Raw genomic sequence first — 25,155 nt, forward strand, 5'->3', positions numbered from 1 at the left:
ACAAAAAAGGCGGAAGATTTTCTTCCGCCTTTTTTGTTCTACTTCTTCAAAATCTCGTGCCCCAGCTTATCACGTTTAGTAGTGAGGTAACGCTGGTTAAACTCATTGGGCTCTATCTCAATTGGCAACTGTTCCACTATCTCCAGTCCATAGCCTATAAGGCCGGTACGCTTGCGGGGATTGTTAGACAGCAGGCGCATTTTAGTGACACCCAAGTCTCTCAGTATTTGCGCTCCCACGCCATAATCTCGCTCATCTGTCCCAAAACCTAACTGAATGTTAGCTTCAACGGTATCTAAGCCCTGCTCCTGCAGTTTGTAGGCTTTCAATTTGTTGAGCAGCCCAATGCCGCGGCCTTCCTGGTTCATGTAGACAACCACGCCTTTTCCTGCCTCTTCCACCATTTGCATGGCCTTGTGCAGTTGCGGACCGCAGTCACAGCGGCAAGAACCAAATATATCACCCGTTACGCAGGAAGAGTGCACGCGCACTAAAATTGCTTCGCCTTCTTCCCAAGTACCTTTTACCAAGGCCAGATGTTTGGCGTTGTTGCTGCGCTGTGTGTAGGCGTACAAATCAAACTTGCCCCAGTCAGTGGGTAGCTCCACGGCAATTTCGCGGTCTATAAGACTTTCTTTCTGCAGGCGGTACTGTATCAGGTCTTTGATGGAAATGAGCTTGAGGTTAAAGCGCTCCGCCACCTTTTCCAGGTCAGGCATACGGGCCATGGTTCCGTCCTCGTTCATGATTTCCACCAACACGCCGGCTGGCGCCAGTCCCGCCAGTTTGGCTAAATCAACGGCAGCCTCGGTATGCCCAGCTCTACGAATCACGCCTTCTTTGCGAGCCCGTAGCGGGAAAATGTGCCCAGGACGGCCTAAAGTAGCAGGGTCTGTTTTAGGGTCAGCCAGGGCCATAATGGTTTTGGCACGGTCAGAGGCCGAGATACCGGTAGTGCAACCGTTGCCCAGCAAATCGACAGATACTGTGAACGGTGTGGCATGTACGGCAGTGTTACGACCTACCATCAACTCCAGCCCCAGTTCATCGCAACGCTCTTCGGTTAGAGGTGCGCAGATAAGTCCTCGGCCGTGGGTGGCCATAAAGTTTACTATTTCAGGGGTAATTTTTTCAGCGGCGCAGATAAAATCGCCTTCGTTCTCACGGTCATCATCATCTACCACAATCACTACTTTCCCTGCCCTGATATCTTCTATTGCGTCTTCTATATTGTCTAGCATAGTATTAGCATCTGGTAAAGGCTAGTTCTGGCCACAATGGCCAAAGACTACTCTTGCCTTTTGATGCACAAAGATAGCGGATTTTGACTGTTTCTGCCGGTTACCTGCCTGAAACCCGTATCTGATTAAAAGAGAATGCGTTTTCAGTCTGTTTTTCAGAAAACAGGCCGAAAACGCACCTCAATTGTAAGCTTTCTTCTTTGGTTTGTTTGCAGAGAGTATGGGTTAATTAAGAGAGAACATGTATACAAAAGCTGCCCCCACAGTTGTTTGGTTTTTCTTGGTGAACATACCTACATTGTCTTCAAAGAACGCATCTTTGGCTTGGTCTATGCGCACCTCTGGTTTAAACAACAGGTTTCCTTTCGCCATTTTAACGTTTCCGGTAACGGTGTAAGACGTTACCTCTAATGGTCCCGAGTATCTTACTCCTTCTGGGTCAGAAAAATATTCACCTCGGAAGCCTAAGCCAAATTTATCAGTAAGGTCATAGTTAAAGTAAAGGGCGGCTCCTTTCCAGGTAGCGTCTTTTGACCAACGGTCGGTGGCGTCTTCCACTACAGCTCCTGTATAGAAAGAACCGTAGGCGGCATTTACACCTACTTTGAAAACATCCGTCAGTTGGTAAGAAGTAGTCAGATCAAACAAGCTGGTGTAGCTCCCTTTTGTGTCGCCAAAGGCGGAGAGAGATTTATATTCATCGCCCCCAATCCAGTTAATGTACATGTCCATGCCTTCAGCTGGTGAAAGGCGCAGCTGTGTGGTGATAGACTTCTGCTCATTGAAATCGCTGAGGCAATCCCAGCCATTTACAACACCCACCATCAGCCCCAGACGCTCATTAATGGAATAATCTAGTTTGGCGCCGGTGTGGTAAAAAGGTCCGTTGCCGAACAAGTAAGAAAGGCTGTAGTTGTAGTTTAAGGGAGCGTCTACCAGTTCGTAGCCAATGTGCGTACCGTATTGCCCCACAGTCAGCTTTAGCCGGTCATTGAAATCATAGGCAATGTAAGCTTGTTTGATAAGTCTTGCTGAGCTTCCGTTGCCAAAATTTGCCAGATCAGCGTTAGGACCCACTGTAATGTCTGCCACGGCAGTAACCTTGTCTTTTGAGTAAGTTAACACTGTTTGCACCAGCCCTAAGGAAATGTTGTTATGGTAGAGGTCAAATATGCGACCTTGATTGGCCCCTGACTCTGGCCGGTTTAGGTTATACTGGTAAAAGGCATCTACATAACCATTTACATTAAAGCTGCCTTTACTTTCTGGAACTGATGTTTCCTGGGCTAGCGCCGAATTGACTATATTTGCCATAGCGAAGAGCGCCGCCGATGTGCGTAAAATCTTTTTCATACTTATTCGGTTAATTGTTAGAAATATTTTGGGAAAAGTATTCTGATAGGACATACCGGTTCTGCCTCCTCAAATTGCCGTTTGAGGAAAAATGGCTGAAACAGGAATGGTACTATTACTAATAAAAACGGGTAAGCGGAAAAGAAACGACACGGTTGTTCTTTGTGAAGGTGAAGACAGGGGTAATGCGCTAACATTACCTCCTGTTTTTACCAACCATGTCTTCAGAATTCTATTGGTTTGTCAGAATTGAACTAAAGGCTTTTTCATTCGCCCAATCACAAACCAATCATACAAGGGAAATTAGACCAGCGCCTCTACTCTGCCGGGAACGGCCGTCACTACTACTTCTTCTTTTTCTGGCATGCTCAGCTCATAGGCCGGCCCATTTATGTCTGGGTAAGCGTGCATCTTGTGCTCATGAATATCCAGGCCTTCCAGTTCTTCCTGCTCAGTTACTCTAATGCCCGTAGTCACTTTCAAGACAAACCACACTACAAAAGCAAAGGTAAAACTAAAAGCGCCCACCGCGCCCACGCCAATGAGCTGACTTACAAACTGACCTGTTCCGGCAAGCTTACCAAACAAACCAACCGCCAGCGTTCCCCAAACACCACAAATCAAGTGCACCGACAAAGCACCAACCGGGTCATCAATCTTAAGGCGGTCAAACAGCATCACGCCTACTACAACCAAAGAACCGGCCACTAAACCTATAATCACGGAGTCAACTACGCCCATTTGGTCTGCTCCGGCAGTAATGCCCACTAAACCTGCTAAAATTCCGTTCAATACCATAGTGAGGTCACTTGCTTTGAACAGAATCTGAGACATAAGGCACCCACCCACCGCTCCGGCAGCGGCAGCCAAGGTAGTCATTACCAAAACTCTGGACACGGCACCCGGATCAGCGGAAAGAACTGAACCACCGTTAAACCCAAACCAGCCTAACCATAATATGAATACACCAATAGTAGCCAACGGAATGCTGTGGCCCGGAATTGGCTTGGCTTTACCGTCTACAAACTTGCCAATTCTTGGACCTAACAATATAATACCGGCCAATGCGCCCCAGCCACCTACAGAGTGTACTATAGTAGAACCGGCAAAGTCATAAAAAGGAGTAGCCAAGGTATTTAAAAAGCCTCCGCCCCACTTCCACATGCCTACTATAGGGTAGCACAGCCCCACAAACAGCAAAGAGAAAATCATAAACGAAGATAGCTTTATACGCTCGGCCACCGCGCCAGAGACAATAGTGGCGGCCGTGGCGGCAAACATCCCCTGAAACAGGAAATCAGTCCAGAAGGTGTAGCCTGGGTTATAAGCAGAGGTTTCCCCGCCCTCTGGCAACGGAATACCAAAACCAGAGAAACCAAACAACGCACCCGCAAAGTTTTCGCCTGGGTACATCATTGAAAATCCCCAAAGTGTGTAGGTAATCAACCCAATAGGAAGAATCATGCTGTTCTTAAACAAGACATTAACTGTGTTTTTAGACCTGGCTAAGCCAGATTCCAGCGTGGCAAACCCAAGGTGCATGGCAAATACCAGAAAGATGGAGACCATCATCCAGACATTGTTGACAACAAATAGTTCTTGTGACATGGTGTAAAGTTTTAATGAATAATGAACAATGATTAATGAGTAATGAGGGAAAGAGAGAAATAAACTATTCCAGCGTTACAAGGCCATTTGCCCCACTTCGCCGTTTCTGATTCTAATGACTTCCTCTACATCCAGTATGAAGATTTTACCATCGCCTACTTTACCTGTATTGGCAATGCGTAGAATAGTAGAGACAACGTCATCTACATGATCATCGGTGGCAACGATCTCTATTTTGGTTCTGGGAATAAACCCCACGCTATAGGTAGCCCCGCGGTACACTTGAGCCGATCCGTGCTCCAGCCCAAACCCTTTAACATCATAAGTAGACATAAAAGGAATGCCAATTTGAGATAATGCCTCATACACCTCCTCAAATTTGGATGTTCTAATGATTGCTTCAATCTTTTTCATTAAGTATTATTTTATAAACAGTGTATTTCAAGAGGGGATATTTTTCAAAAACAATATAAATATACACTCCACCCCCTAAAAAGCAAGGGGGTATTAATAAATTTTTATATGTTTTTACAGAACACCCCCTTCATTATTAAACACACCCCTTTAAAATATACCACCTTATTATTATATTAAATATTATATAAGACCACCATTTTTAACACTATCTTATTTTCATATATGGCGCAGAACCTTCTATTAAAATTTTAGAATATTATCAGAGTTTTTCTTAACACTTTCACATGTCTTGCGCATGCAGCCTATCTGATTACTAAAATCAGATAGGCTGCCCTTAGCCAAGTGCTGCTAGGTTTAAAAAATTTTGAGAGATGGATTAAAAATTTAGATGATGGGCAGCAGAAGCAAACAGATGTGACTGAGTCTTACTTTTGCTTGCACAAGAGAATTTCTGCTACGAAAGGTCTTGCCTGAATTGTACTGAACATTTACAGCTCATTACAAGGCTTTCTCAAAATAGGTTTACGTATAGAAACACAGCCAAACCAGGCTTACCTGAATTCAGCAGTGCATCAGGTACCTAATAGAAAAGCAGAGGGGCTGTTTTAGACCTGTTTCCGAGAAAACAGGCTTAAAACAGCCCCTCTGCTTATTAACCCAAGATAAAATTTTCAGCTATCACTGGGCATTAGTCACCACACCTAACTTAGCTCACCACAATACCTAACATATCAGCTATTTGTTTCTCTAGCTCTTTCAGTGTTTTGATGGTGCGCAAGCATTTGTCTAGCTCCTGATCATTATGGATGTTGGGCAGCTCGTTCATGTGGTTCTTGATCATCAGCTGCACGTTGCGCCATTTTAGCCGCAGCACCTCGCGCTCGGTACCATACACAATCAGGTCGCTTTCATGGGGCACAAAAATTTCATGCGTGGCCCAGCCGTCGCTGATTTCGTATTTCTCGCTCACCAGGTCAATTACCTCATGGCGTATTTCCTTGTCTTCATGCTGCATAAACTCTGAGGCTGACGGCACAAAGCCCTGCTCCAGCTTCAGCTTACACATTTCAAAGAGGCGCTTATAGATAGGTGTTCTGAATTCAATATCTTCCAGCTCGCTTAGAATAAACTGGCTGGCGGTAAGCCCTTCGTCCACCTCTTTGTCAGCGTAATTGAGCACCCACCGGATAACCTCCCGCTCCCGTAACTTCAATACACTGGTTTGGTCCGCCTCCTGCTGGTCCTCCTCCTCATACATGGCGGCCTCTGCCGCGGCCGCGGCTTCTGCCTCAGCCGCCATTTCATCAAAAGATGAGCCATAGGAAGTAGGCTGCGGCGGCTGGTTACGTGAGGCTTTTTGCTCTGATAGGTGAATCTTATTGTACTCCGAAATAAGCACCTGCTCGTCAATGCCGAATTGAATACTGCACTGCTTCAGGAATACTGAGCGCTTAATAGCATCTGGTATCTTGGCAATAGATACAACCATCTCCCGGATGGCCTCCGCCTTTTTAACCGGATTATCTTTGGCCTCTTTGGCGAACAGCTCCGACTTGAAAGAGATAAAGTCTTGGCTGTGGGCTTTCAGGTATTCTCTAAAAGCCGTGTCGCCTACCTTTCTTATATAAGAGTCAGGGTCGTCACCGTCTGGGAACAGAACTACGTTCACATTCAGGCCGCCTTCTAAAATCAAGTCAATTCCGCGGAGCGAGGCTTTGATACCGGCAGGGTCACCGTCGTACAGAACGGTAATGTTCTTGGTGTAGCGGCCAATGAGTTTGATTTGGTTCTCTGTCAAAGACGTACCCGAAGACGCCACCACGTTTTCAATGCCGCCCTGGTGCAGTGAGAGCACATCCAAATACCCTTCTACCAAAAAGCATTCGTCTTCTTGCCTAATGGCCTGCTTGGCCTGGAACATGCCGTAGAGCACGTCGCTCTTGTGGTAAATGCGAGACTCCGGCGAGTTAACGTACTTAGGAGATTTCTTGTCGTTGCTTTTGAGCGTACGGGCCCCAAAGCCAATGGTACGACCACTTACGTTGTGGATAGGAAACATGACCCTTCCGCGGAAACGGTCATACTGCTTGCTCTCTTCTTGCTTGACAATGGTGAGCCCTGTTTCCTCCAGGTATTTCAGCTGATAACCTTTCTCTAGGGCCGCCTTGGTGAAATCATCCCAGCTGTCTAAGCTGTAACCTAGTTCAAATTTTTGAATGGTAGCCGCTGAAAGACCGCGCTGCTTGAAGTAGGGCATGCCAATGCTCTGGCCCTCGTCGTTCTTATGCAGGGCGTTGACAAAGTATTTCTTGGCGAAGTCAGAGAGAATATACAGACTGTCGCGCTCGTTCTGGGCCTGCACCGCCGCCGGGCTCTGGTCTTCCTCAATGTCAATGCTGTACTTCTTGGCCAGGTACCGGAGCGCCTCTACATAGCTGGTGCCCTCCACGTCCATGATGAACTGAACAGAGTTACCAGCCTTTCCGCAACCGAAGCATTTGTAAATACCTTTTTTAGGAGCTACACTGAAGGACGGAGACTTTTCGTGGTGAAAAGGACAACACGCCCACATGTTCTGGCCCTTCTTCTTCAAATCCACGAAATCACCCACCACCTCTACAATGTCGGCTTGCTGGATGATCTGGTCAACAACTTCTTTCTTTATCAGGGCCATGGGTAAACGGTAAGCGGTGCGTAGACAAAGATACAGAATTCGCTGTTGGTTGTTAGCGACTCGTTATTAGATGTTCAGGATTTGCGGCCGAAAAGCTCAGGAATGGGTAAAAATGAAAGAAGAGCTAGTCGGGGGAAACTAGCTCTCCAAAAGGGGATGTGTTTTAGGCTTGTTTTTCAAAAAAGAACTGTAAAACAGACTAAGTATTTTTGCTATGGCGAAACCATTCTGCCATTTAAGACGCAATATACGGCAAGCCCATGAAAAAGGTTTACAAAAATTATAGTATGGGAGGCCCACAGCTAGAGGCGCCTCATACAAATACCAGAGTTACTATACCCTCAGCTGAACGAAGCGTTAACACATCATCTTTCACTTCGTACGAATCAACTGACTTCAAAGCAGCCATATAATATGATTCAAACTGCATTTGCTTGGCCATTCCGCCTACTTTTGTGTAAGCTAGATTGACAAATTTTATTGTTCCGCTCAACCTCAAAAGAGCATCATCAGTAACCTGAAAATTTCCGAAGTAGTTGTTAATAGGCATTTTGCCGCTCATTTTATATCCCCATAGCTTGCTGGAGTGCTCCGGCTCCTCTTCTTCTGTCAGAACCAACGTAGCACACATTTCTGACCACGTCTTGCTTTCATTATTACCCGCCGCGGGCTCAATGGCAGAAAACATCTAGGAACCCGTTAATTTTTGATCCAACTCTGAACCATCAGGGGTGCAAGCCGAAAAGAAGGCGACACTGATAACAGTAGTCAGGATAAGCAAATAATTTGAATGAACGCAGGCAACTTAGGTTTTCATATAAAACACAACTTAGGTTATTACTATGACCCAGCCCTCACCCAATAATTGCACCACCGAAAAACCTATTTTTGACTTACTTTCTGTAAACCAAGCCAAAACGGCTTTTGATAGGGAGTTACCCATATAGTTTGTACCTTTGCCATAGCGAATTATTACGCTGTTTTACTTATGGCCATTACCCAAGAAGAAGTATTAAGAGCCCTCAGTTATGTAGAGGAACCAGATCTGGGCAAAGATTTGGTGACTCTTAACATGATTGAGGATGTACAGATAAATGGGTTAGATGTAACTTTCACGGTTATTCTAACTACCCCCGCTTGCCCACTCAAAGACCTTATCCGGAACGCCTGTATCCGCGCCATACATACTATGGTGGACAAAGATGCGAACGTAACGGTGAATATGACCTCCCGCGTAACCTCGGCCCGTCAAGACAACCAGGCGCTGCTGAAAGGCGTGAAAAACATTATTGCTGTGGCCTCAGGCAAAGGTGGTGTGGGCAAATCTACGCTTACCGCTAACCTGGCTGTGGCACTGGCACAATCTGGCGCAAAGGTTGGTCTGGTTGATGCTGATATTTCTGGCCCTTCAGTACCCACTATGTTTGGGGTGGAAGATGCCCGCCCTCACGTGTACCGCACCCCTGATGGACGTAATTTAATTGAGCCTATTGAGAAATACGGTATAAAGTTAATATCTATAGGTTTTCTGGCGCCTTCAGAGCATGCTGTGGTATGGCGTGGCCCCATGGCTAGCTCCGCCTTAAAGCAGTTTATAACGGAGGTAGATTGGGGTGAGCTAGATTATTTGCTTATTGACCTGCCTCCGGGAACCAGCGACATTCACCTGACGTTGGTACAAACGGTACCCGTAACGGGAGCTATTATTGTGACTACCCCGCAAAAGGTGGCCATTGCCGATGCTGTTAAAGGTTTGCAGATGTTCCGTCAGCCGCAAATCAACGTGCCGATCTTAGGACTGGTAGAAAACATGGCTTATTTCACGCCGGCCGAGTTACCTGATAATAAATATTATATCTTCGGGCAAGGCGGCGGACGTGAGCTGGCAGAACGCTACGGCGTTCCGTTTATTGGTGAAGTACCGCTGGTACAGAGCATCCGCGAAAGCGGCGACCAGGGAACCCCGCAGATTTTGCAGTCGGGCAACCCGGCCTCTGAGGCATTTGAACAGGTAGCCCAGGAAGTGGCCCGTCAGGTTTCTGTACGGAACGCCAGCCTAGGCAAAACCAAAGTAGTAGAAATTAAAGCGTAAGAATATGGCAGAGAACGCACTAAACGAAATTTTACTCCAGCAAGTGGAGGCCGCCCTTGACACCATTCGCCCCTACCTGAAAACCGACGGTGGTGACGTAAAGGTGCTGGACATTACTGAAGAAAAGGTAGTGCAGCTGGAACTGATGGGTGCCTGCGGCTCCTGCCCTATGTCGGCTATGACTTTTAAAGGCGGTATTGAGCAGGCTATCATGCGTGCCGTGCCTGAAATTAAAGGCATTGAGGCCGTGAACTTGACTCCTATGGACGTATAGATAAAATTTAAATTTTGTACAGCCCGCCAATGGTAGAAGCTTTTGCCTCTGCTGTTGGCGGGCTTTGCGTTTTAGGGCTATTTTAGCAAAAACAGCCCTAAAACGGAAGTAAGAAAAGCCTCAACTTCTCTTATCATTACTTCAAAGCAGAATCCCCCTTTGAAGGGGGCGAAGGGGGATGTTTACACCAGCAGATCCACGCATTCCAGATCCTAATCTTTGTTGCGGTCATCCTGAGCGCCAGCCGAAGGATCTAACGAAGACGCAGTCCTTCTACCTTTTAAGTAAACCCCACCACCACTTTATCACCCGCCGTTGTTGCATGTTTTCACCAACAACAAAAATACCTTTTGCTCCCAATACAGCTTCTGCCTTATTTCAGTCTGCATCTCTCCTTGCATGGTTTTGTCACTTTTCTCCTTGATGTTCAACCTAACCAAAAGAATCAAGAAGCCCTTAAACTCGCTGCCGCTCAAACAGTAAGGGCTTCATTAAATTTACCACCTGGCCGATGTGCGCTGTTCCATTGCGGAAGTGGCTACTGCTAACTTGAACCTGTATCTCGTGCTCCCGCTAAGCGCCTCGGCGCCTTCGGCTTCTGCGTTGCCCGCTCCCGCAGGAAACAGTAAGGAGGGTGTGGTAATTAAATTTGTTTTTTTTGACTCAGGACTCGCGACTCAAGACTCAGAACTCATTTATAATAAGTGGGCACAGTCAGTTTGCCTACGTTTCACCGCTTGCTAATTGGCCTCTTTGAATCCTGAGTGCTCCTGATTATCTGACCGGAAGTACCAAACCAAAACACTCCCCCTTTCATTTCGCGTATAGGTTTCTATCTTTGTTTGCTACCTAACTAAGCCCACTATGAAAGCCAATGATCCCTCTATCCACTCTTGGATACAGATTGCGCCAGACTGTGATTTTCAACTACAGAACCTCCCTTTCGGAATTTTCCAGACGGTTGACCGTGACCCACGCGTGGGCGTTGCCATTGGTGACTATATAGTTGATGTGTATGCCCTTACTCAGCATCGCCTCTTCGACATGCTGGACATAGATGACCCCACCGTTTTCCACCGGCCCTACCTAAACGATTTTATGGCTCTTGGACGGCCTATTTGGCGCCAGGTGCGGGAGCGTATTTCTGAGTTACTCCGCAACGACAATCCTGAAATAAGGGACAACCGGGAGCTGATGTACGAGTGCCTGGTTAAGCAAAAAGATGCTCAGATGCTCATGCCGGTCAAGGTACCTAATTATACTGATTTTTACTCTAGCATTGACCACGCCACTAATGTAGGCTCTATGTTCCGTGATCCGGCCAATGCCCTTTTACCTAACTGGAAGCACCTGCCGGTGGGCTACCATGGCCGCGCCTCCTCCATTATACCCTCTGGTGCCCCCATCAGGCGACCCAAAGGACAGACCAAACCCGCCGATGCCGATGCCCCCGTCTTTGGACCGACCAAACAGCTGGACTTTGAGCTGGAGGTAGCTTTCATCACTGGGCAGGCCACCGTTTTGGGCACTAGCCTCACTACATTGGAGGCAGAAGAATACATTTTCGGATTAGTGTTGTTCAATGACTGGTCAGCCCGCGATATTCAAGCTTGGGAGTACGTGCCGCTGGGACCTTTTCTGGCCAAAAACTTTGCATCGTCTATCTCTCCCTGGGTGGTGACCTTAGACGCTTTGGAGCCTTTCAGAGTACTGGGGCCAAAGCAAGACCCTAAAGTTCTTCCTTATCTGGAGTACAGCGGCGACGGTAACTTTGATATACAACTGGATGTAACGCTCCAGGCACCAGGTCTGGAGCAGGAAATAAGTATTTGCCGCTCAAACTACAAGTACCTGTACTGGAACATGAACCAACAGCTGGCGCACCATACCGTGAACGGCTGCAACATTGAAGTAGGTGATATGTATGCCTCGGGCACCATCAGCGGCCCTACTCCAGATTCATATGGCTCTATGCTGGAGCTCACTTGGCGCGGCACCAAACCCCTGCAGCTCCCCGACGGTACTGAGCGTAAGTTCCTGCACGACGGCGACATTATTACCATGCGTGGTTACGCTGAGAAAAATGGAATCAGGGTTGGTTTTGGTGAAGTCCGGACAGAAATTATGCGCGCTCTTTAGAATTTGAAGATGTGGAAATGAAAAGATGTGGAAATTTAAAATTTTAGGAATACTTATTAAGATAGATTTATGGCGCAAGCGTCCGCTTGTTTCCGCACGCATTGGTGATCAGGAATGCGTGCGGACTTAAGCGGACGCTTGCGCCATGGAATAATTCTCACAGTTTCAAATCCACCCAACCTTCATTACGTCTCCTAACCTAATTGTATGAAAACTTTCAATCCTAAAGAAATACCCACCAATGAGTTTCATCCTTTGATGTTGGGAGCCATAGCGCCACGGCCCATTGCATTTGCCAGCACGGTAGACAACGAGGGAAATGTGAACCTCAGCCCGTTTAGTTTCTTTAACTGCTTTGGGTCAAATCCGCCGGTGCTGGTATTCTCGCCCTCGCGGCGGGTGCGGGATAATACGGGCAAACACACCTTAGATAATGTGCTGGAGACGGGTGAGGTAGTGATAAACATAGGAAACTATGCCATTGTGGAGCAAATGTCGTTGGCTAGCACCGAATATGATAAAGGCGTAAATGAATTCATAAAAGCAGGCCTTACTGCAGAAGCATCTACTTTGGTAAAACCACCGCGTGTGGCCGAAGCCCCAGCCGCTTTTGAGTGCAGGGTACTGGAGGTAAAACCCATAGGGAGTGGCGGTGGCGCGGCTAATCTGGTTATCTGCGAAGTGCTGTTGCTGCACGTTCGGGAAGACATCTTCAATGCTGACGGCAAAACCATAGACCCTTTTAAACTCGATGCCGTTGCTCGCTTGGGCGGAGATTGGTATCTGCGCGCCATCCCCGACAGCCTTTTTGAATTACTAAAACCCCTGCGCACTAAAGGCATGGGCGTAGATCAGCTTCCCGACCACATCCGAAACAGCTCTGTACTGACGGGCAACAACTTGGCCCGCTTGGGTAACACCGAGACAATACCCACCGAGGCTGAGCTACAGGAATTCGCCAGTGAACCTATGTACCGCTATCTGGTACAAACCCATGAAAATAATAAGGAGGAAAAGGAACGCCAGATTCACCTGCTGGCCCAGCGGCTGTTAGAAGAGGGCCGTGTGCACGAGGCCTGGAAAGCATTGCTGGTGTGCGGCAGAGAAATGGAAAACTAGGATGCTGTTTTCAGGCTACTTTAGCAAAAACAGACTGAAAACACATTTACATGGCGTTGAAAAACTATACTAGAAAAGAAGAATAGCTTTTACGTCTAATGGCTAGGTTTTCTCTTTTTAAACCAAGGCACATGCTTTTTCAATGTCCAGGTGCCTTTTACTTTTTTCTTCTGCAATTTGCCTTTGTTATTGATGTGGAGTAATCTGTCTTTGCTGTAAAAGAGCTTTTCCGGAATTTTCCTGATGTTTTGCCCTCCACTAAACAAGCCGTGAAGCGAGTAATGTTCTGGTGAGATAACCTCTGGCAAAAGATCTAACGACAACACCAAAGAGTCTCTGCGGTTCTCTTGCCTTACCGTATCATAAACAGGTACTATTCTAAAATAGACAGTGTCGTCCACTACTCTCCAACTTCCCTGGGTCCAGCTAGAAGATAAGTCAAAGCGCCACGTGTGTAAAAACGTTGAATCCGGATTAAGCTCTATTTCCTCCCCAAAGTGGTTATAGTACACTCCCGAGTATTGCCTCTGGGCATATACCTGAATTACGGTAACACAAATCAAAATTAATAAACAGACTTTCTTCATACTAACCCTATACAGTAGCACTGGTCACACTTTGCTTTGTCTAAAAATACTGTTTTGAAGCTGTTTTCAGAAAAACAGCTTCAAAACAGTACAAACATTATTACAGGTCGATTTAGAGCAGCGCTATGCGCACTTTTGATAGCCAGTCTATTTTCGTCGTTGTTGCTGCCTTGGCAACAGCTACTGGCACAGACATAAGCAGGCCTGGAAAATACTTCTAAGTCATTTAACCAGACTACATCGCAGAAAAAAAAGAATCCGTTTAGGGGCTGTTTTATTAAAAACAGCCCCTAAACGGATTTCAAAAATCTTGTGTTTAATATTTAAAATCTGACTTCCTCTCAATTACGAACGGCAATCATCAGGCTTAACTCTTTATATCGCATATTAAATTTCTTGGCAATAGGTGCATTGGTCAGGCTGCCTTTGTAAATGTACACTCCACTGCGGTAATGCTCGTGGGTAAACAGCGCTTCGTTGATGCCGCCATATTTAGACACCTCCAGGAACATGGGCGTGAAAATATTGCTCAAGGCTTTGGTGGCAGTTCTTGGCACCCTTGACGGTATATTTGGTACGCAGTAATGAATCACATCATATTTGCGGTACACAGGCCGGTTGTGCGTGGTCATTTCTGACGTTTCAAAGCAACCGCCCTCGTCTATACTCACGTCTATAATCACGGAACCAGGATTCATTCCAGCTACCACGTCTTCGGAAATCATGCAGGGAACCTGGCCCTCGTCGGCGGTCACAGCACCAATAACTACGTCAGCATCTTGAATTTCTTTGTGCAGAATAGTATGGTCTAGGGTAGAAGTAAACAGCTGGGTACCTACGTTGTGTTTCAGGCGGCGAAGCTTGTAGAGGTGATCATCAAACACTTTTACCTCAGCCCCCAGACCCAATGCCGCACGGGTGGCATATTCGGCTACGGTACCGGCCCCTATGATCACTACCTTAGACGGAGGAACACCGGTGATTCCGCCTAGAATGACACCTTTCCCTTCGTTACTGCTGCTCAGGTATTCTGCGGCTATCAGCATGACGGTACTGCCAGCAATTTCACTCATGGCGCGTACTACAGGCTTTGATTCTGACTTGTCTTTGAGCAGTTCAAATGAAATGGCGTTGATGCGCTTGCGGCAGAGAGAGTTTATATAATCGGAGGTGAGACTACCTAATTGAAGCGCCGAAATAAGCGTTTGCCCCGGCCGGAAATACTCCATTTCATCATAGGTAGGCGGCGCAATCTTCAGAATAATATCCGCCTCGTACACTTCTCTGGCTGAGTACACAATCACGCCACCCGCCTCAGAGAATTCATGGTCTGAGTATTTAGAAGGCTCACCGGCCCCAGATTCGATCCAAATTTCATGGCCGTGGTCGGTGAGTTGCTTTACGGCTTCGGGGGTGAGGCCAATGCGGTTCTCCTGCAAAGAAGACTCTTTGGGAATGCCAATGAAGAGCGAGCGCTTGCGGGTCTCTACCGCCAGCATTGACTCTTTGGGCATCAGGCTCCGAGCGGTTGCTTTGGTAAGGGCCTCAAACCCGCTGGTCTTCTCCTTCATTTCCTCCATATACTCTCATTGTAATATTTCTAGCTTCGTCTGTAGGACCATGCTCAAGGGTTACTTCTACACGGTCCTGCGGAAGCAATTCTGCCACTTTTGAGGGCCATTCTATCAGACACAAATTTCCGGAGCCAAAATATTCCAGGGCACCCATGTCCAGGGCCTCTGCCGGATGATCTATCCGGTAAAAGTCAAATGGTAAATGAGTTCTTGGTTGGCTCCTTCGTATTCATTTACCAATGCAAAGGTAGGGCTGCTCACCGGCTCCTCCACACCTAAGGCTTCACATATAGCCTTTATGAATGTGGTTTTTCCGGCCGCCATTTCGCCCTCGAACAAAATTACCTTTTTTTCCTCTATAAATGACAGAAAATCAGCGGCTGCCTGAGGTAAATCTGCTTTAGACAATAGGGTTAGCTTCTGCTCTTTCAGCACCTCCTGCTCAGGCATTTTTAGGACTCAACGTTATAAATGGAATAATGCACTCTTCTAAAGATACGCCGCCGTGCTGGAACGTGTCTTTGTAGTGGTTCACGTAGTAGTTGTAATTGTTAGGGTACGCAAAGAAGTCATCATTCATAGCGAAGACGTAGGCCGTAGACACATTGCTTTTTGGCAAATGAAAACGCTCCGGCTTGCGCGCCACCAGCACATCTTTATCAGTGAAGCCCAGGTTCTTTCCGTGCTTGTACCGCAGGTTGGTGTTGGTGTTGCGGTCGCCCACAATTTTGAAAGGCTTCTTCACCCGTATGGTGCCGTGGTCGGTGGTGATGATGAGGCGGCCTTTCTTATCGGCTATGGCTTTTAAGGTGTCAAAAAGCGGCGAGTGCATAAACCATGAGCGGGTAAGCGAGCGGTAAGCAGCCTCGTCGGCGGCCAACTCCCGAATCATCTGCATGTCGGTACGGGCATGGCTGAGCATGTCCACGAAGTTGTAGACAATCACGTTCAGCTTGTTGTTATCAAGGTTGCTGAACTTGCTCAGCAGCTCACGGCCAGCCGTGTTGTGCAGAATCTTATGGTAGCTGAATTTCTCGTTGATTTTGTTCTGCTGCAACTGTATCTCCAGAAACTCTTCTTCGTGCAGGTTCTTGCCTTCCTCCTCATCGTCAGACACCCATAGGTTAGGGTAGCGCTTGGCAATGTCGGCGGGCAGCATGCCTGAAAAAATGGCGTTTCGGGCGTAGGCAGTGGTGGTAGGCAAGATAGAATAGTACATCTCCTCTTGGTCTACATTAAAGTAATCGGTGATGATGGGCTCCAGCACTTTCCATTGGTCGTAGCGCAGGTTGTCTATCAAGATGAAGTACACAGGCGTGTCGCTTTCTTTCATCATGGGGAACACCCGCTCTTTGAACAGACGGTGACTCATGAGCGGTGTTTCGTCGCTTTCATCGTTCACCCACTCCTCATAGCTGTCCATGATAAACTTGGCGAAGTTGGTGTTCGCCTCGTCTTTCTGCATATTGATGACTTCGGCCATGCTTTTCCCCTCGGTCTCGTAGATCTCCAGCTCCCAGTACACCAGCTTTTTGTACACATCGGCCCATTCCTGGTAATTGAGGCGGTCACCGAAGGCCATACCCAGGGTCCGGAAATCGCGCTGGTATGAACTGTTGGTTTTTTCATCTACCAGCCGGCGGTTGTCCAGTATCTTCTTCACCGAAAGCAGAATCTGGTTGGGGTTGATAGGCTTGATGAGGTAATCGGCTATTTTAGAGCCGATAGCCTCTTCCATAATGCTTTCTTCTTCGCTTTTGGTGATCATGACCACCGGCAAGCCGGGGCGCAGGGCTTTTATTTCACTCAGCGCTTCCAGACCGCTAAGGCCCGGCATATTTTCATCAAGGAAGACAATGTCATAGGTTTGCTCCTGTACCTGCTCAACGGCATCGGCGCCGCTGTTCACGGGGGTAACGTCGTAACCGCGTTCCTGCAGGAACAGAATATGGGGCTTGAGCAGGTCTATTTCATCATCGGCCCATAAAATACTATATCTTTGCATAGTTTATATTTTTCATAGTTTGGGTTGTGGCGCATTTTAAGTGAGCAAAATATACGTTCCGCCAAGGCAAAATTTGCGTATAGAAGCGCACCTAAATCATTTAACGACAACGGACACAAGAAGAACTAAGTTATCTTGAATAAGAAAAAAATCTTCAACGACCCTGTATACGGCTTTATCACCGTACCGTCAGACTTACTCTTTGACATTATTCAGCACCCCTACTTTCAGCGACTGCGCCGCATTAAGCAATTGGGGCTGACGGAGTTTGTTTACCCAGGGGCCTTGCATACACGTTTTCATCATGCTTTGGGAGCCATGCACCTAATGAGCATAGCACTACAGAGCCTGAGCGGTAAAGATAACCGTATTTCCGATAAAGAGTGCGAAGCCTCCATGGCCGCCATTCTGCTGCACGATGTAGGCCACGGCCCATTCTCCCACGCTCTGGAAACGGCCATTTTCAACCAGGTGCCGCACGAACAGATTTCTTTGCACATTATGGAGCTGCTGAACCAGCAGTTCAACGGCAGGCTGCAATTGGCCATTGATATTTTCACCGACAGCTATGAGCGGCGCTTCTTCCACCAACTGGTGAGCAGCCAGCTGGATGTGGACCGCCTGGACTACCTGAACCGCGACAGCTTTTACACTGGGGTGTCTGAGGGCAAGATAGGTGCAGACCGACTGCTCAAGATGCTGAACGTGCACGACGACCACCTGGTAGTAGAGGAAAAGGGCATTTATTCCATTGAAAGCTTTCTGGTAAGCCGCCGCCTCATGTACTGGCAGGTGTACATGCACAAAACCGTAACCAGTGCCGAGCAAATGGTCATGAAGATCATGCAGCGCGCCCGTGAGCTAACGCAACGCGGTGTAGAAGTACCCGCCAGCCCCAACCTACAGTACTTCCTGAAACAAACAGTCTCCATTCTGGACTTCGAGCGCGACCCGTCTATCATGAAGCGGTTTGTGTCACTAGATGACTACGATGTGTGGAGCGGCATTAAAGTGTGGGCCCATCACCCAGACAAGATCCTGAGCTACCTTTCTACCTGCATGCTGGAGCGCAAGCTGTTCAAAATTTGGCTTTCCCCTACTCCGTTCGACGAGGAATTTCTGGCGGGCGTGCGTGAGCTGGCGCAGGATCATTTCGACCTTAGCGAAGAGGAGGTGCATTACCTGGTGGTAGAGGGGAAAATCAGTAACAATGCCTACGAAAGTGGCGGAGAGAATATTAATGTTCTCACCAAAAGCAGCACAGTGGTAGACGTAGCGCACGCATCTGATTTACCTAATATTCAGGCTTTAAGTAAAAAAGTGGAGAAGTTTTACGTGTGTTACCCAAAGGAAATTGCTAGGCTGAGTTTGTAGGTTGAATTTTAATATACTTTTTGATATATTTAAAAGTTAAACCTTTTTGCTTTTTGTCTGTTTCAAGGAAACTACACGAAATAGCCATTATAAAAAAAGAACTTCGCCCGTAAACAATTTCACAAAGCACCACCTGATATTTTCTATATGATCATTTACCAAAGCGGTATCTTAACCTTAGATTACGACCCTGCTACTGACATTTTGTTTGTGGAATGGCCTGATATGCAACATGTCCTGCTGCCGGAAATACGACAGGCTCTTAAAGTGCTGGTAGACCATATTCGAAATTATGACATAAAGCGGCTTCTGATTGATTCAACCAAGGCTAATATTGACTTGGAGGGCGAGGAGTATAAAGAAGTTTTGAAGGAGTTTGGGCTGAACATCATGACTACCCGATTGCAAAAACTTGCCCGTGTTCTGACCAAAGACAAAAAGCGCGAGCAACAGGTTGAGCAAGTAAAGCAAGAAATAAACCTGACGGTGGAACTAAGAACCTTTACCCAAAGAACTGAAGCATTGGCGTGGCTAAAAGCCTCGGTAGCCGAGACCATTTAAGATATTCTGGTTGCTATTACTTTCCCGTCTGCTTTAGGGCTGTTTTTGTAAAAGCAGCCCTAAAGCAGACGGTTTTTATTTAAAAAGGAATGGGCAAACCTGCCGGTTATGCCAATCTATTGTTTTCTCTTTCTATCTATGGGTAGGTCTTGGCCAATCTGCTGTGGTTGCAGTGAATCACCCTTTTATGAAAATGAGCTTCGTTAGATCCCTCGGCGTTGCTCGGGATGACCGCAAAACAATCAGATCAACTGTGCGTGGCTTTCCTGTGTAAAAAACCCCTACCCTCTCCAAAAGCAGAATTAGCTAATAACAACTGCTTTACCAGGGGGAAAGACCTCCCTAAAGCTACTCTTTCGCAAACACTAGTTTTACTTCTTTACCGGCTGGCAACATTACTTTCACCTTACCTCCATCCTCCTCAGCTTTGCCGCCAGATACTAACCTCATACCGTTGGGCACTTGCACCGTTAGCATCTGCTTTTTGTCAGAATGTAAAACTGCTGTTACCTCTTTGGGAGCCCATTTCAACTCATTAACTAGTACTCCACCTCGCAGGAGCAGACCTGAAATGCTGCCGTTTTCCCAGGCTTCGGGTTTTGCAGGAAGTAGTTTTACCAGCCCCGGCTCTGAATACACCAGCGCCCGCATAATGACAGACGGATAGCCTCCGCTCAGGTCCATGTTGAAGAGGTTGCCGGGGTTATGGTAGGTGGCCAGGCCGTTGGTCCAGTAGTAGCGGGCGAGCCAGTCTATGAGTTGAGCAGTGGTGGTGGCGTCTTCGAGGTTGGCGGTGACAAAGGCCATTTGTGCCAGTCCGAACACCATTTCGCCGCCATTCTCTCGGTAGCGGAACTTCATTTTCTCTTCTATCACTTTACGCGCTCCTGCCAGCAGCTTGGGGTTATTTTTGAAATCGGGATTAATCTGGTCGTAGAGGCTGTAAAGGTGCGAGAGGTGGCGGTGCTGGTGGTTGTTTTGCAGCCCCGGCCAGAGCCATTCTTTCAGCGCTCCACTCTCATCCAGCTCGTAAGTGGGCATTTTGGTGAGCATTTCCTGCCACTTCTTCACCTGTACTTTGTCTGTTTTTAGTTCCTGCGCGGCGTTAATGCAATTCCGGAGCAGTTGCTTGGCAATCATGACGTCCATGGTCGCGTTGATGCTGGCTTGAGATTTGGAGTTGGTTGGGTTGTTTTCGGGGGAATATGATGGATTGAACATGTATTTACCGTCTTCGCCAACGGTCACAAAGTCTTCATAAAACAGGGCAGCTTCTTTCATGAACGGGTACGCCCGCTCTTTCAGGAATTTCCTGTCTCCGGTGTGCAGCCAATAGTCATGGTAGAAACTGGCGGTCCAGCCGGCCCCACCGGTCCAGAGGCTGAGGCACCAGATAGGGTCGAAGTGGTTGTCCCAGCCGTGGCTGCTGGTGTGCGAGGGCACGTGAATGCCTCGGGTGCCGAACATTCTCTTGGCATTGTCGCGGTAAAAGGGCAGGCGCTCATCGTGGTAATCAAAATAGGCCAGCATGAGCTCAGGCGTGCGACTGGTGAGCAAGGCCGAGATGGCTACTTCCACGTTACCGTCGTGGGTAAAATCTGCGGACCAGGGCGGAGTCCAGGAGCCGCCCCAGATGCCCTGCAGATTAGGAGGATTGGTGCCGGTGGCCGAGATGATGTGGTAGCGCGCGGCGTTAAACTGCTTTTCAATGATGGCCGGAGAAACCTTGCCGCTTTGGGTTTTAAGGTTCATGGTTTCGCTGTACAGCTCCGTTTCTTGCACTCCCCCACCCAAATTTAACTGCACCCGGTTGAACAGCTCGCCGTGCACGTTCCGGTGGCGGTTCACCAGCGTTTGGTAATCTGCGGGCAACCCCGATAAGTACTGCTTTATTTGGGCTACCTGAGATTGCGCGTAGTTGTAGTTGGCGTTGATCTTGATGAACACTAAAACCTCATCAGCATTCTGAATGACCATTTCCTGACCCTCGGTTAGGGAAGTTCCGCCTTTCACTTCTACCCTTCCAACCCCCTCATAGCCCTGCAAGCTGCCCGGCCAGCGCTTTTTATAGCCACTGCGGTAGCTGAGCCATTTGTTTTCAGAGGCCTCTATGTTGACACTTTCAATAGTGCTGTTGATGAGCTCCCACTGGGTCCATTCTACCGGGCGACGGGCAAAGGACAGCCTGCCGTTGATCTTGCCCGTGCCTTTCAGGGAAATCACTACCGCGCTGTCGGGCCTTGACACGAAGACTTTGCGGGTGTAGGTGCCGTTTTTATCGGTCCAGACTACTTTGACCTCACCGGTTTCAAAGTCAACCATGCGCACGTACTTTTCAATGTTGGTGGGCTCCAATTGAAGGCGCACGTCAAAGGCGGGCACGTACGGATCTGACCAGCGGTGGCCACCGTAGCCTTCTTTCAGGCTCTGCTCCACCGGAATTTTGGCCGCTTCTTCGTATTTGCCTTGCAGAATCAAAGACCGGATTTCGGCTAAACGGCTGGCTTGGTCAATGGGCGGCAGCGGCTGACTGTTGGGCAAATACAGCAGCGCGTGGTTCAGAATAATAGTCTCGTCATGCGGATTCCCCATGACCATGGCACCCATAGTCCCGTTGCCGCTCAATAGCGCGTGCTCCCAAGCCGGAGCCGGCAACCAACTGGCGAAGCCTTTTTTAGGAGCCGCAAACGGATCTGCTTGGGCAAAGGCTGACTCAGTACCCATCAAGAGGAGACAACTCAAAATCAAATACAGGAAACGACGGCACATGTGCTTTGAGTTAAATTAATCGTGTCCTGAAGAAAAGCCATATCATTGGTGGCGAATCTGATTCCAGCCACTTGTTTTGGAGCTGTTTTAAGGAAAACAGCTCCAAAACACACTATTGCTTGATTTACTTTTTCTTCTTTACCTTCTTTTTCGGGAGCCCTTTAAAGACTTCGGATGCCAGCAAGACAACTCCTTCTTCATTAGGGTGAATTTGATCGTAGGTCAGGTTGGCTTTCCCTAGAAAGGGAGTGTACAGATCTATGGTCTTCGCTTTGGTTTGTTTGGCCACTTCCTTTACCGCCGGAATCACTTCGTTTTTGACGATGTCCCCGTTGATGCCCCACTTTATTTCAAACGCTGGCATGGGCAAAGCTAAAAACACCTTTGGCTCAGATGGCAGTGCTTTAAAGGAATTCACGAAGGCCACGTAATTCGGGACGAACTCATCTTTGAACTTCCAGTTCTGCGGCTTGGTGTCGTTGGTGCCCAGTTTAATGATGACAATATCCGGCTGCCATGCCAGCACTTCCTTGTATTTGTCTTCGTTCCAATAAGGGTGGTCTCCCTGCTTGAGGAGGGTGCGTCCGCCTAACCCAAAGTTGCGGACCTCATAAGCATCACCCAACATCTGTTGCAGGGCCTGCGGGTACGTTACTTTGAGACCATACCCTTCGGTAATGCTGTTGCCTACGCAAGCTATTTTTATCCTATCCTGCGCCTGCGTCTGTAAGCCCACCAACAGCAGAATCAACAGAGCAAAGTAAGAGTGTAATCTGGCTTTAAAAGGATGTTTCATGATTAAGTTAAGTTTCTGTTTTGGGCCTAATTTCTAAAAAACAAGCCTAAAACAATGGTATTAGTAAAAATTCACCCTCCAAACAGACCACTATTCCTTCACCTGAATAACTACCGTAGCAGGTTCCAGGCCTTCTGAAGTAGCGGTTAATTTCACGGTGTCAGCTTCTTCCGTAGCTTGAATGATGGCCAAAGCCAAGCCGTTGAAAGTGCTGCGGTAGTTGGCTTTAAAGGGTTCCATACTGGTTTGAAGGCCATTGTCTACGCCGGCAATGGTGGCTTTGCCGTTTAGCTTGAAGTTTACAAGATTATCTGCCCTCGGCACCAGGTTGCCGTCTTTGTCCACTATTCTCACGGTCACGAACGAAAGGTCTTTGCCGTCTGCTTTTAGTTGGCTGCGGTCGGCTTCCAGAATGATCTTGGCGGGGGCGCCAGCGGTTTTGATTTCTTTGGTAAGAACTTCTTGGCCGTTGCGTCTGGAAACTGCCCGTAAGGTGCCCGGCTGGAAAGGCAGGCGCCACATCACGTGCAGGTCATCGCCCTGCTTCTTTTTTGTGCCTAAAGACTTACCGTTCAGGAAGAGTTCTACCTCCTCAGCGTTATTATAATAAGCCCATACGTCCACGATTTTGCCGGGCTCCCAGTTCCAGTGCGGGAAAATGTGCAGCACGGGTTTATCTGTCCACTCGCTTTGGTACATGTAGTAAGTGTCTTTGGGGATGCCGGCTAAATCAACCACGCCAAAGTAGGAACTTCGGGCGGGGAAGGTGTACGGCGTTGGCTCGCCCAAATAATCGAAACCGGTCCAGATAAACATACCCGAGAGGAACGGGTGCTTCTTCATGATTTTCCAGGTTTCTTCGTGGGTAGAGCCCCATGGCGTACTCACATTGTCATACGCCGACACAGTGAGGTCTTTGTTTCCGTCCACAAATTTCTCATCCCACTTGTAGGGCCAGCGGCGGATGCTGTCTGAAGGCATATCGTAGTGCCCGCGGGTGGCCAAGGCCGAGGTGGTTTCGGTGGCAATGAATTTCTGGCCCGGGAACGTCTGCGGGAACTTCTCGAAATCCTGGTGGTGGTAGTTGAAACCCACCAAATCCAACACACCGGCTTTAAAAATGCTGTTGTGCGGGTAAGGTTCATTTAAACCAGCGGTGATGGGTCTGGTAGGGTCTAAGCTTTTTACAATGGCGGCCAGTTCCTTGGCAATAGGCGTACCCTCCGGCCCCCACTGCTCTGGTATCTCGTTGCCTATGCTCCAAATGAAAACGCTTGGGTGGTTGCGATCGCGTTTGATGAAATCGGCTAAATCCTGCTGGTGCCACTCGTCCCACACCTGACTGTAGTCAAACTTGGTTTTGCTTTTCTTCCACATGTCAAAGACCTCATCCATGACAATGAAGCCCATGCGGTCGCACAAGTCCAGCAGTTCCGGGGCAGGCGGATTGTGAGAGGTTCTGATAGCATTTACCCCCATGCCGCGCATTATTTCCAGCTGACGCTCCAGCGCCCGTACGTTAATGGCCGCGCCCAGAGCCCCTAGGTCGTGGTGGTTGCAGACGCCCAGAATCTTCATGGGCTTTCCGTTCAGGAAGAATCCCTCTTTCGCATCAAACCGGAATTCTCGAATACCCAGCGGCGTCTCGTAATTGTCGATGGTGTTGCCATCTTTTTGCACCAGCGTGACTACTCTATATAAATAAGGCTGCTCCGGAGACCACAACTTAGGATTAGTAACGGTCAACTCCTGCTTTACCTCGGTGGCGGGGTTGGTCAGCGAAATTTTTTCAGCATCGGTTTTGGCTACTGTGTTTCCCTCGGCATCTAGCACCAGCGTCTGTAAAGAAAATTTACCTGCTTGCTGCCTAGGGTTGTTGATGCTGGTACTCACCGCCACTTTAGCCGATTGTTCCGACACCTCTGGGGTAGTCACAAAGGTGCCATACTGCGCCACGTGCACCGGATTGGTCTTCACCAACCACACGTTCCGGTAAATGCCGGAGCCGGAGTACCAGCGGGAGTTGGGCTGCTGTGAGTTATCCACTTTTACCGCCACTACATTCTCCTGCCCAAACTTTAGATGTGGCGTGAGGTCATACCTAAAGGAGATGTAGCCATTCGGCCGCTTGCCCAGATAATGCCCGTTCACCCAAACTTCAGAGTTGTGGTACACCCCATCAAAGTAAATGAAGAACAGCTTGTCTTTGTCCGCCTCAGAGACGGTAAAGGTTTTGCGGTACCAACCTATGCCGCCAGGCAAAGCACCGCCGTTGTAGCTGGCTGGGTGTTTCTCACTGAACTGGCCCTCAATGCTCCAGTCGTGCGGCAAGTTGAGTTTCCGCCATTGATTGTCATTGAAGTTGGTTTCTTTGGCCTGTGGATTTTCGCCCAGACTGAAGGCCCAATTTTTGGTGAACTCCTGCCGCTCCCGCACGCTGGTTTGCATGGTAGAGCAACTGGCTAAAAGCCCAAGTGCCAAGAAAAGAAGTAAGTGGGAGTGCAGTTTTTGCCGCATTATTTTTATAGCTGTTTGATTGAGCTTCTGTTTTGGACCTGTTTTCTCCAAAACA

18 protein-coding genes and 1 pseudogene are annotated in these 25,155 nt (G+C 48.1%); 6 read left to right on the top strand and 13 right to left on the bottom strand.

Going from position 1 to position 25,155, the window contains the following annotated elements; all coding sequences use genetic code 11:
- Positions 1 to 38 precede the first annotated feature (38 nt).
- The 6 genes from A8O23_RS07700 to A8O23_RS07725 form a co-directional block, all read right to left on the bottom strand.
- A complete protein-coding gene (locus A8O23_RS07700) occupies positions 39 to 1,241 on the bottom strand; it encodes a bifunctional 3,4-dihydroxy-2-butanone-4-phosphate synthase/GTP cyclohydrolase II (RefSeq protein ID WP_066619049.1) in 1,203 nt (400 codons plus the stop codon).
- A gap of 225 nt (positions 1,242 to 1,466) precedes the next feature.
- A complete protein-coding gene (locus A8O23_RS07705) occupies positions 1,467 to 2,594 on the bottom strand; it encodes a porin (protein WP_066619052.1) in 1,128 nt (375 codons plus the stop codon).
- 303 nt (positions 2,595 to 2,897) lie between these two features.
- Positions 2,898 to 4,202, bottom strand: a complete 1,305-nt coding sequence (locus A8O23_RS07710; protein WP_082882948.1) for an ammonium transporter — start codon at positions 4,200 to 4,202, stop codon at positions 2,898 to 2,900.
- A gap of 75 nt (positions 4,203 to 4,277) precedes the next feature.
- Positions 4,278 to 4,616 carry a P-II family nitrogen regulator gene (locus tag A8O23_RS07715; protein WP_066619055.1) on the bottom strand — a complete coding sequence of 113 codons (339 nt, stop codon included), beginning with the start codon at positions 4,614 to 4,616 and terminating at the stop codon, positions 4,278 to 4,280.
- 709 nt (positions 4,617 to 5,325) lie between these two features.
- Complete coding sequence (gene dnaG / locus A8O23_RS07720; RefSeq protein ID WP_066619058.1) at positions 5,326 to 7,293, bottom strand: DNA primase; 1,968 nt, start codon at positions 7,291 to 7,293, stop codon at positions 5,326 to 5,328.
- Positions 7,294 to 7,606: 313 nt separating this feature from the next.
- Positions 7,607 to 7,981 (bottom strand): META domain-containing protein, encoded by a 375-nt coding sequence (locus A8O23_RS07725; protein WP_066619064.1) that lies wholly within the window; start codon positions 7,979 to 7,981, stop codon positions 7,607 to 7,609.
- Positions 7,982 to 8,281: 300 nt separating this feature from the next.
- Between A8O23_RS07725 and A8O23_RS07730 the strand changes: the two genes are divergently transcribed.
- The 4 genes from A8O23_RS07730 to A8O23_RS07745 all read left to right on the top strand — a co-directional run bounded on the left by A8O23_RS07730 (position 8,282) and on the right by A8O23_RS07745 (position 12,917).
- Positions 8,282 to 9,385: an Mrp/NBP35 family ATP-binding protein gene (locus A8O23_RS07730; protein ID WP_066619068.1), complete on the top strand. Its 1,104-nt coding sequence runs from the start codon at positions 8,282 to 8,284 to the stop codon at positions 9,383 to 9,385.
- A 4-nt stretch (positions 9,386 to 9,389) separates the two neighbouring features.
- On the top strand, positions 9,390 to 9,659 hold the full coding sequence (locus tag A8O23_RS07735) for a NifU family protein (protein WP_066619073.1): 270 nt from the start codon (positions 9,390 to 9,392) through the stop codon (positions 9,657 to 9,659).
- 864 nt (positions 9,660 to 10,523) lie between these two features.
- A complete protein-coding gene (fahA, locus tag A8O23_RS07740; protein ID WP_192849037.1) occupies positions 10,524 to 11,798 on the top strand; it encodes a fumarylacetoacetase in 1,275 nt (424 codons plus the stop codon).
- A gap of 207 nt (positions 11,799 to 12,005) precedes the next feature.
- Positions 12,006 to 12,917: a flavin reductase family protein gene (locus A8O23_RS07745; protein ID WP_066619082.1), complete on the top strand. Its 912-nt coding sequence runs from the start codon at positions 12,006 to 12,008 to the stop codon at positions 12,915 to 12,917.
- Positions 12,918 to 13,012: 95 nt separating this feature from the next.
- Here A8O23_RS07745 and A8O23_RS07750 read toward each other — a convergent pair whose 3' ends face one another.
- The 4 genes and pseudogenes from A8O23_RS07750 to porX all read right to left on the bottom strand — a co-directional run bounded on the left by A8O23_RS07750 (position 13,013) and on the right by porX (position 17,083).
- Entirely contained in the window at positions 13,013 to 13,504 is a 492-nt protein-coding gene (locus A8O23_RS07750) for a hypothetical protein (protein WP_066619085.1), read from the bottom strand.
- A gap of 341 nt (positions 13,505 to 13,845) precedes the next feature.
- The gene (locus A8O23_RS07755; protein WP_066619559.1) at positions 13,846 to 15,075 is read right to left on the bottom strand and encodes an alanine dehydrogenase; all 1,230 of its coding nucleotides are present in this window, start codon (positions 15,073 to 15,075) and stop codon (positions 13,846 to 13,848) included.
- Positions 15,050 to 15,528 (bottom strand): annotated as a pseudogene (gene tsaE, locus A8O23_RS22090) (tRNA (adenosine(37)-N6)-threonylcarbamoyltransferase complex ATPase subunit type 1 TsaE). The gene A8O23_RS07755 and the pseudogene tsaE overlap by 26 nt, the downstream one beginning before the upstream one ends.
- Positions 15,521 to 17,083 (bottom strand): T9SS response regulator signal transducer PorX, encoded by a 1,563-nt coding sequence (porX, locus tag A8O23_RS07765; RefSeq protein ID WP_066619088.1) that lies wholly within the window; start codon positions 17,081 to 17,083, stop codon positions 15,521 to 15,523. Before porX ends, tsaE begins: the two are co-directional and overlap by 8 nt.
- Before the next feature lie 135 nt (positions 17,084 to 17,218).
- Here porX and A8O23_RS07770 point away from each other — a divergent pair, with 135 nt between their 5' ends.
- A complete protein-coding gene (locus A8O23_RS07770) occupies positions 17,219 to 18,457 on the top strand; it encodes an HD domain-containing protein (RefSeq protein WP_066619090.1) in 1,239 nt (412 codons plus the stop codon).
- 147 nt (positions 18,458 to 18,604) lie between these two features.
- Positions 18,605 to 19,018, top strand: a complete 414-nt coding sequence (locus tag A8O23_RS07775; protein ID WP_066619098.1) for an STAS/SEC14 domain-containing protein — start codon at positions 18,605 to 18,607, stop codon at positions 19,016 to 19,018.
- 348 nt (positions 19,019 to 19,366) lie between these two features.
- Here the strand turns inward: A8O23_RS07775 and A8O23_RS07780 are convergent, their stop codons facing one another.
- The 3 genes from A8O23_RS07780 to galB form a co-directional block, all read right to left on the bottom strand.
- Complete coding sequence (locus tag A8O23_RS07780; RefSeq protein ID WP_074988340.1) at positions 19,367 to 21,787, bottom strand: glycosyl hydrolase family 95 catalytic domain-containing protein; 2,421 nt, start codon at positions 21,785 to 21,787, stop codon at positions 19,367 to 19,369.
- A gap of 124 nt (positions 21,788 to 21,911) precedes the next feature.
- Entirely contained in the window at positions 21,912 to 22,583 is a 672-nt protein-coding gene (locus A8O23_RS07785) for a GDSL-type esterase/lipase family protein (protein ID WP_066619113.1), read from the bottom strand.
- Between the two features lie 90 nt (positions 22,584 to 22,673).
- On the bottom strand, positions 22,674 to 25,100 hold the full coding sequence (gene galB, locus A8O23_RS07790; RefSeq protein WP_066619561.1) for a beta-galactosidase GalB: 2,427 nt from the start codon (positions 25,098 to 25,100) through the stop codon (positions 22,674 to 22,676).
- Positions 25,101 to 25,155: the final 55 nt, after the last annotated feature.

The sequence above is a fragment of the Rufibacter roseus genome, assembly GCF_001647285.1.
Lineage (GTDB): Bacteria > Bacteroidota > Bacteroidia > Cytophagales > Hymenobacteraceae > Nibribacter > Nibribacter roseus.

Excerpts from the sequence above, each read along its gene's own strand:
- A8O23_RS07755 (WP_066619559.1), bottom strand. The coding sequence starts at position 15,075 with ATGAAGGAGAAGACCAGCGGGTTTGAGGCCCTTACCAAAGCAACCGCT.
- A8O23_RS07745 (WP_066619082.1), top strand. The coding sequence starts at position 12,006 with ATGAAAACTTTCAATCCTAAAGAAATACCCACCAATGAGTTTCATCCT.
- A8O23_RS07730 (WP_066619068.1), top strand. The coding sequence starts at position 8,282 with ATGGCCATTACCCAAGAAGAAGTATTAAGAGCCCTCAGTTATGTAGAG.
- A8O23_RS07750 (WP_066619085.1), bottom strand. The coding sequence starts at position 13,504 with ATGAAGAAAGTCTGTTTATTAATTTTGATTTGTGTTACCGTAATTCAG.
- fahA (WP_192849037.1), top strand. The coding sequence starts at position 10,524 with ATGAAAGCCAATGATCCCTCTATCCACTCTTGGATACAGATTGCGCCA.
- A8O23_RS07700 (WP_066619049.1), bottom strand. The coding sequence starts at position 1,241 with ATGCTAGACAATATAGAAGACGCAATAGAAGATATCAGGGCAGGGAAA.
- A8O23_RS07710 (WP_082882948.1), bottom strand. The coding sequence starts at position 4,202 with ATGTCACAAGAACTATTTGTTGTCAACAATGTCTGGATGATGGTCTCC.
- A8O23_RS07775 (WP_066619098.1), top strand. The coding sequence starts at position 18,605 with ATGATCATTTACCAAAGCGGTATCTTAACCTTAGATTACGACCCTGCT.
- galB (WP_066619561.1), bottom strand. The coding sequence starts at position 25,100 with ATGCGGCAAAAACTGCACTCCCACTTACTTCTTTTCTTGGCACTTGGG.
- A8O23_RS07705 (WP_066619052.1), bottom strand. The coding sequence starts at position 2,594 with ATGAAAAAGATTTTACGCACATCGGCGGCGCTCTTCGCTATGGCAAAT.
- A8O23_RS07715 (WP_066619055.1), bottom strand. The coding sequence starts at position 4,616 with ATGAAAAAGATTGAAGCAATCATTAGAACATCCAAATTTGAGGAGGTG.
- A8O23_RS07735 (WP_066619073.1), top strand. The coding sequence starts at position 9,390 with ATGGCAGAGAACGCACTAAACGAAATTTTACTCCAGCAAGTGGAGGCC.
- A8O23_RS07780 (WP_074988340.1), bottom strand. The coding sequence starts at position 21,787 with ATGTGCCGTCGTTTCCTGTATTTGATTTTGAGTTGTCTCCTCTTGATG.
- porX (WP_066619088.1), bottom strand. The coding sequence starts at position 17,083 with ATGCAAAGATATAGTATTTTATGGGCCGATGATGAAATAGACCTGCTC.
- A8O23_RS07725 (WP_066619064.1), bottom strand. The coding sequence starts at position 7,981 with ATGTTTTCTGCCATTGAGCCCGCGGCGGGTAATAATGAAAGCAAGACG.
- dnaG (WP_066619058.1), bottom strand. The coding sequence starts at position 7,293 with ATGGCCCTGATAAAGAAAGAAGTTGTTGACCAGATCATCCAGCAAGCC.
- A8O23_RS07785 (WP_066619113.1), bottom strand. The coding sequence starts at position 22,583 with ATGAAACATCCTTTTAAAGCCAGATTACACTCTTACTTTGCTCTGTTG.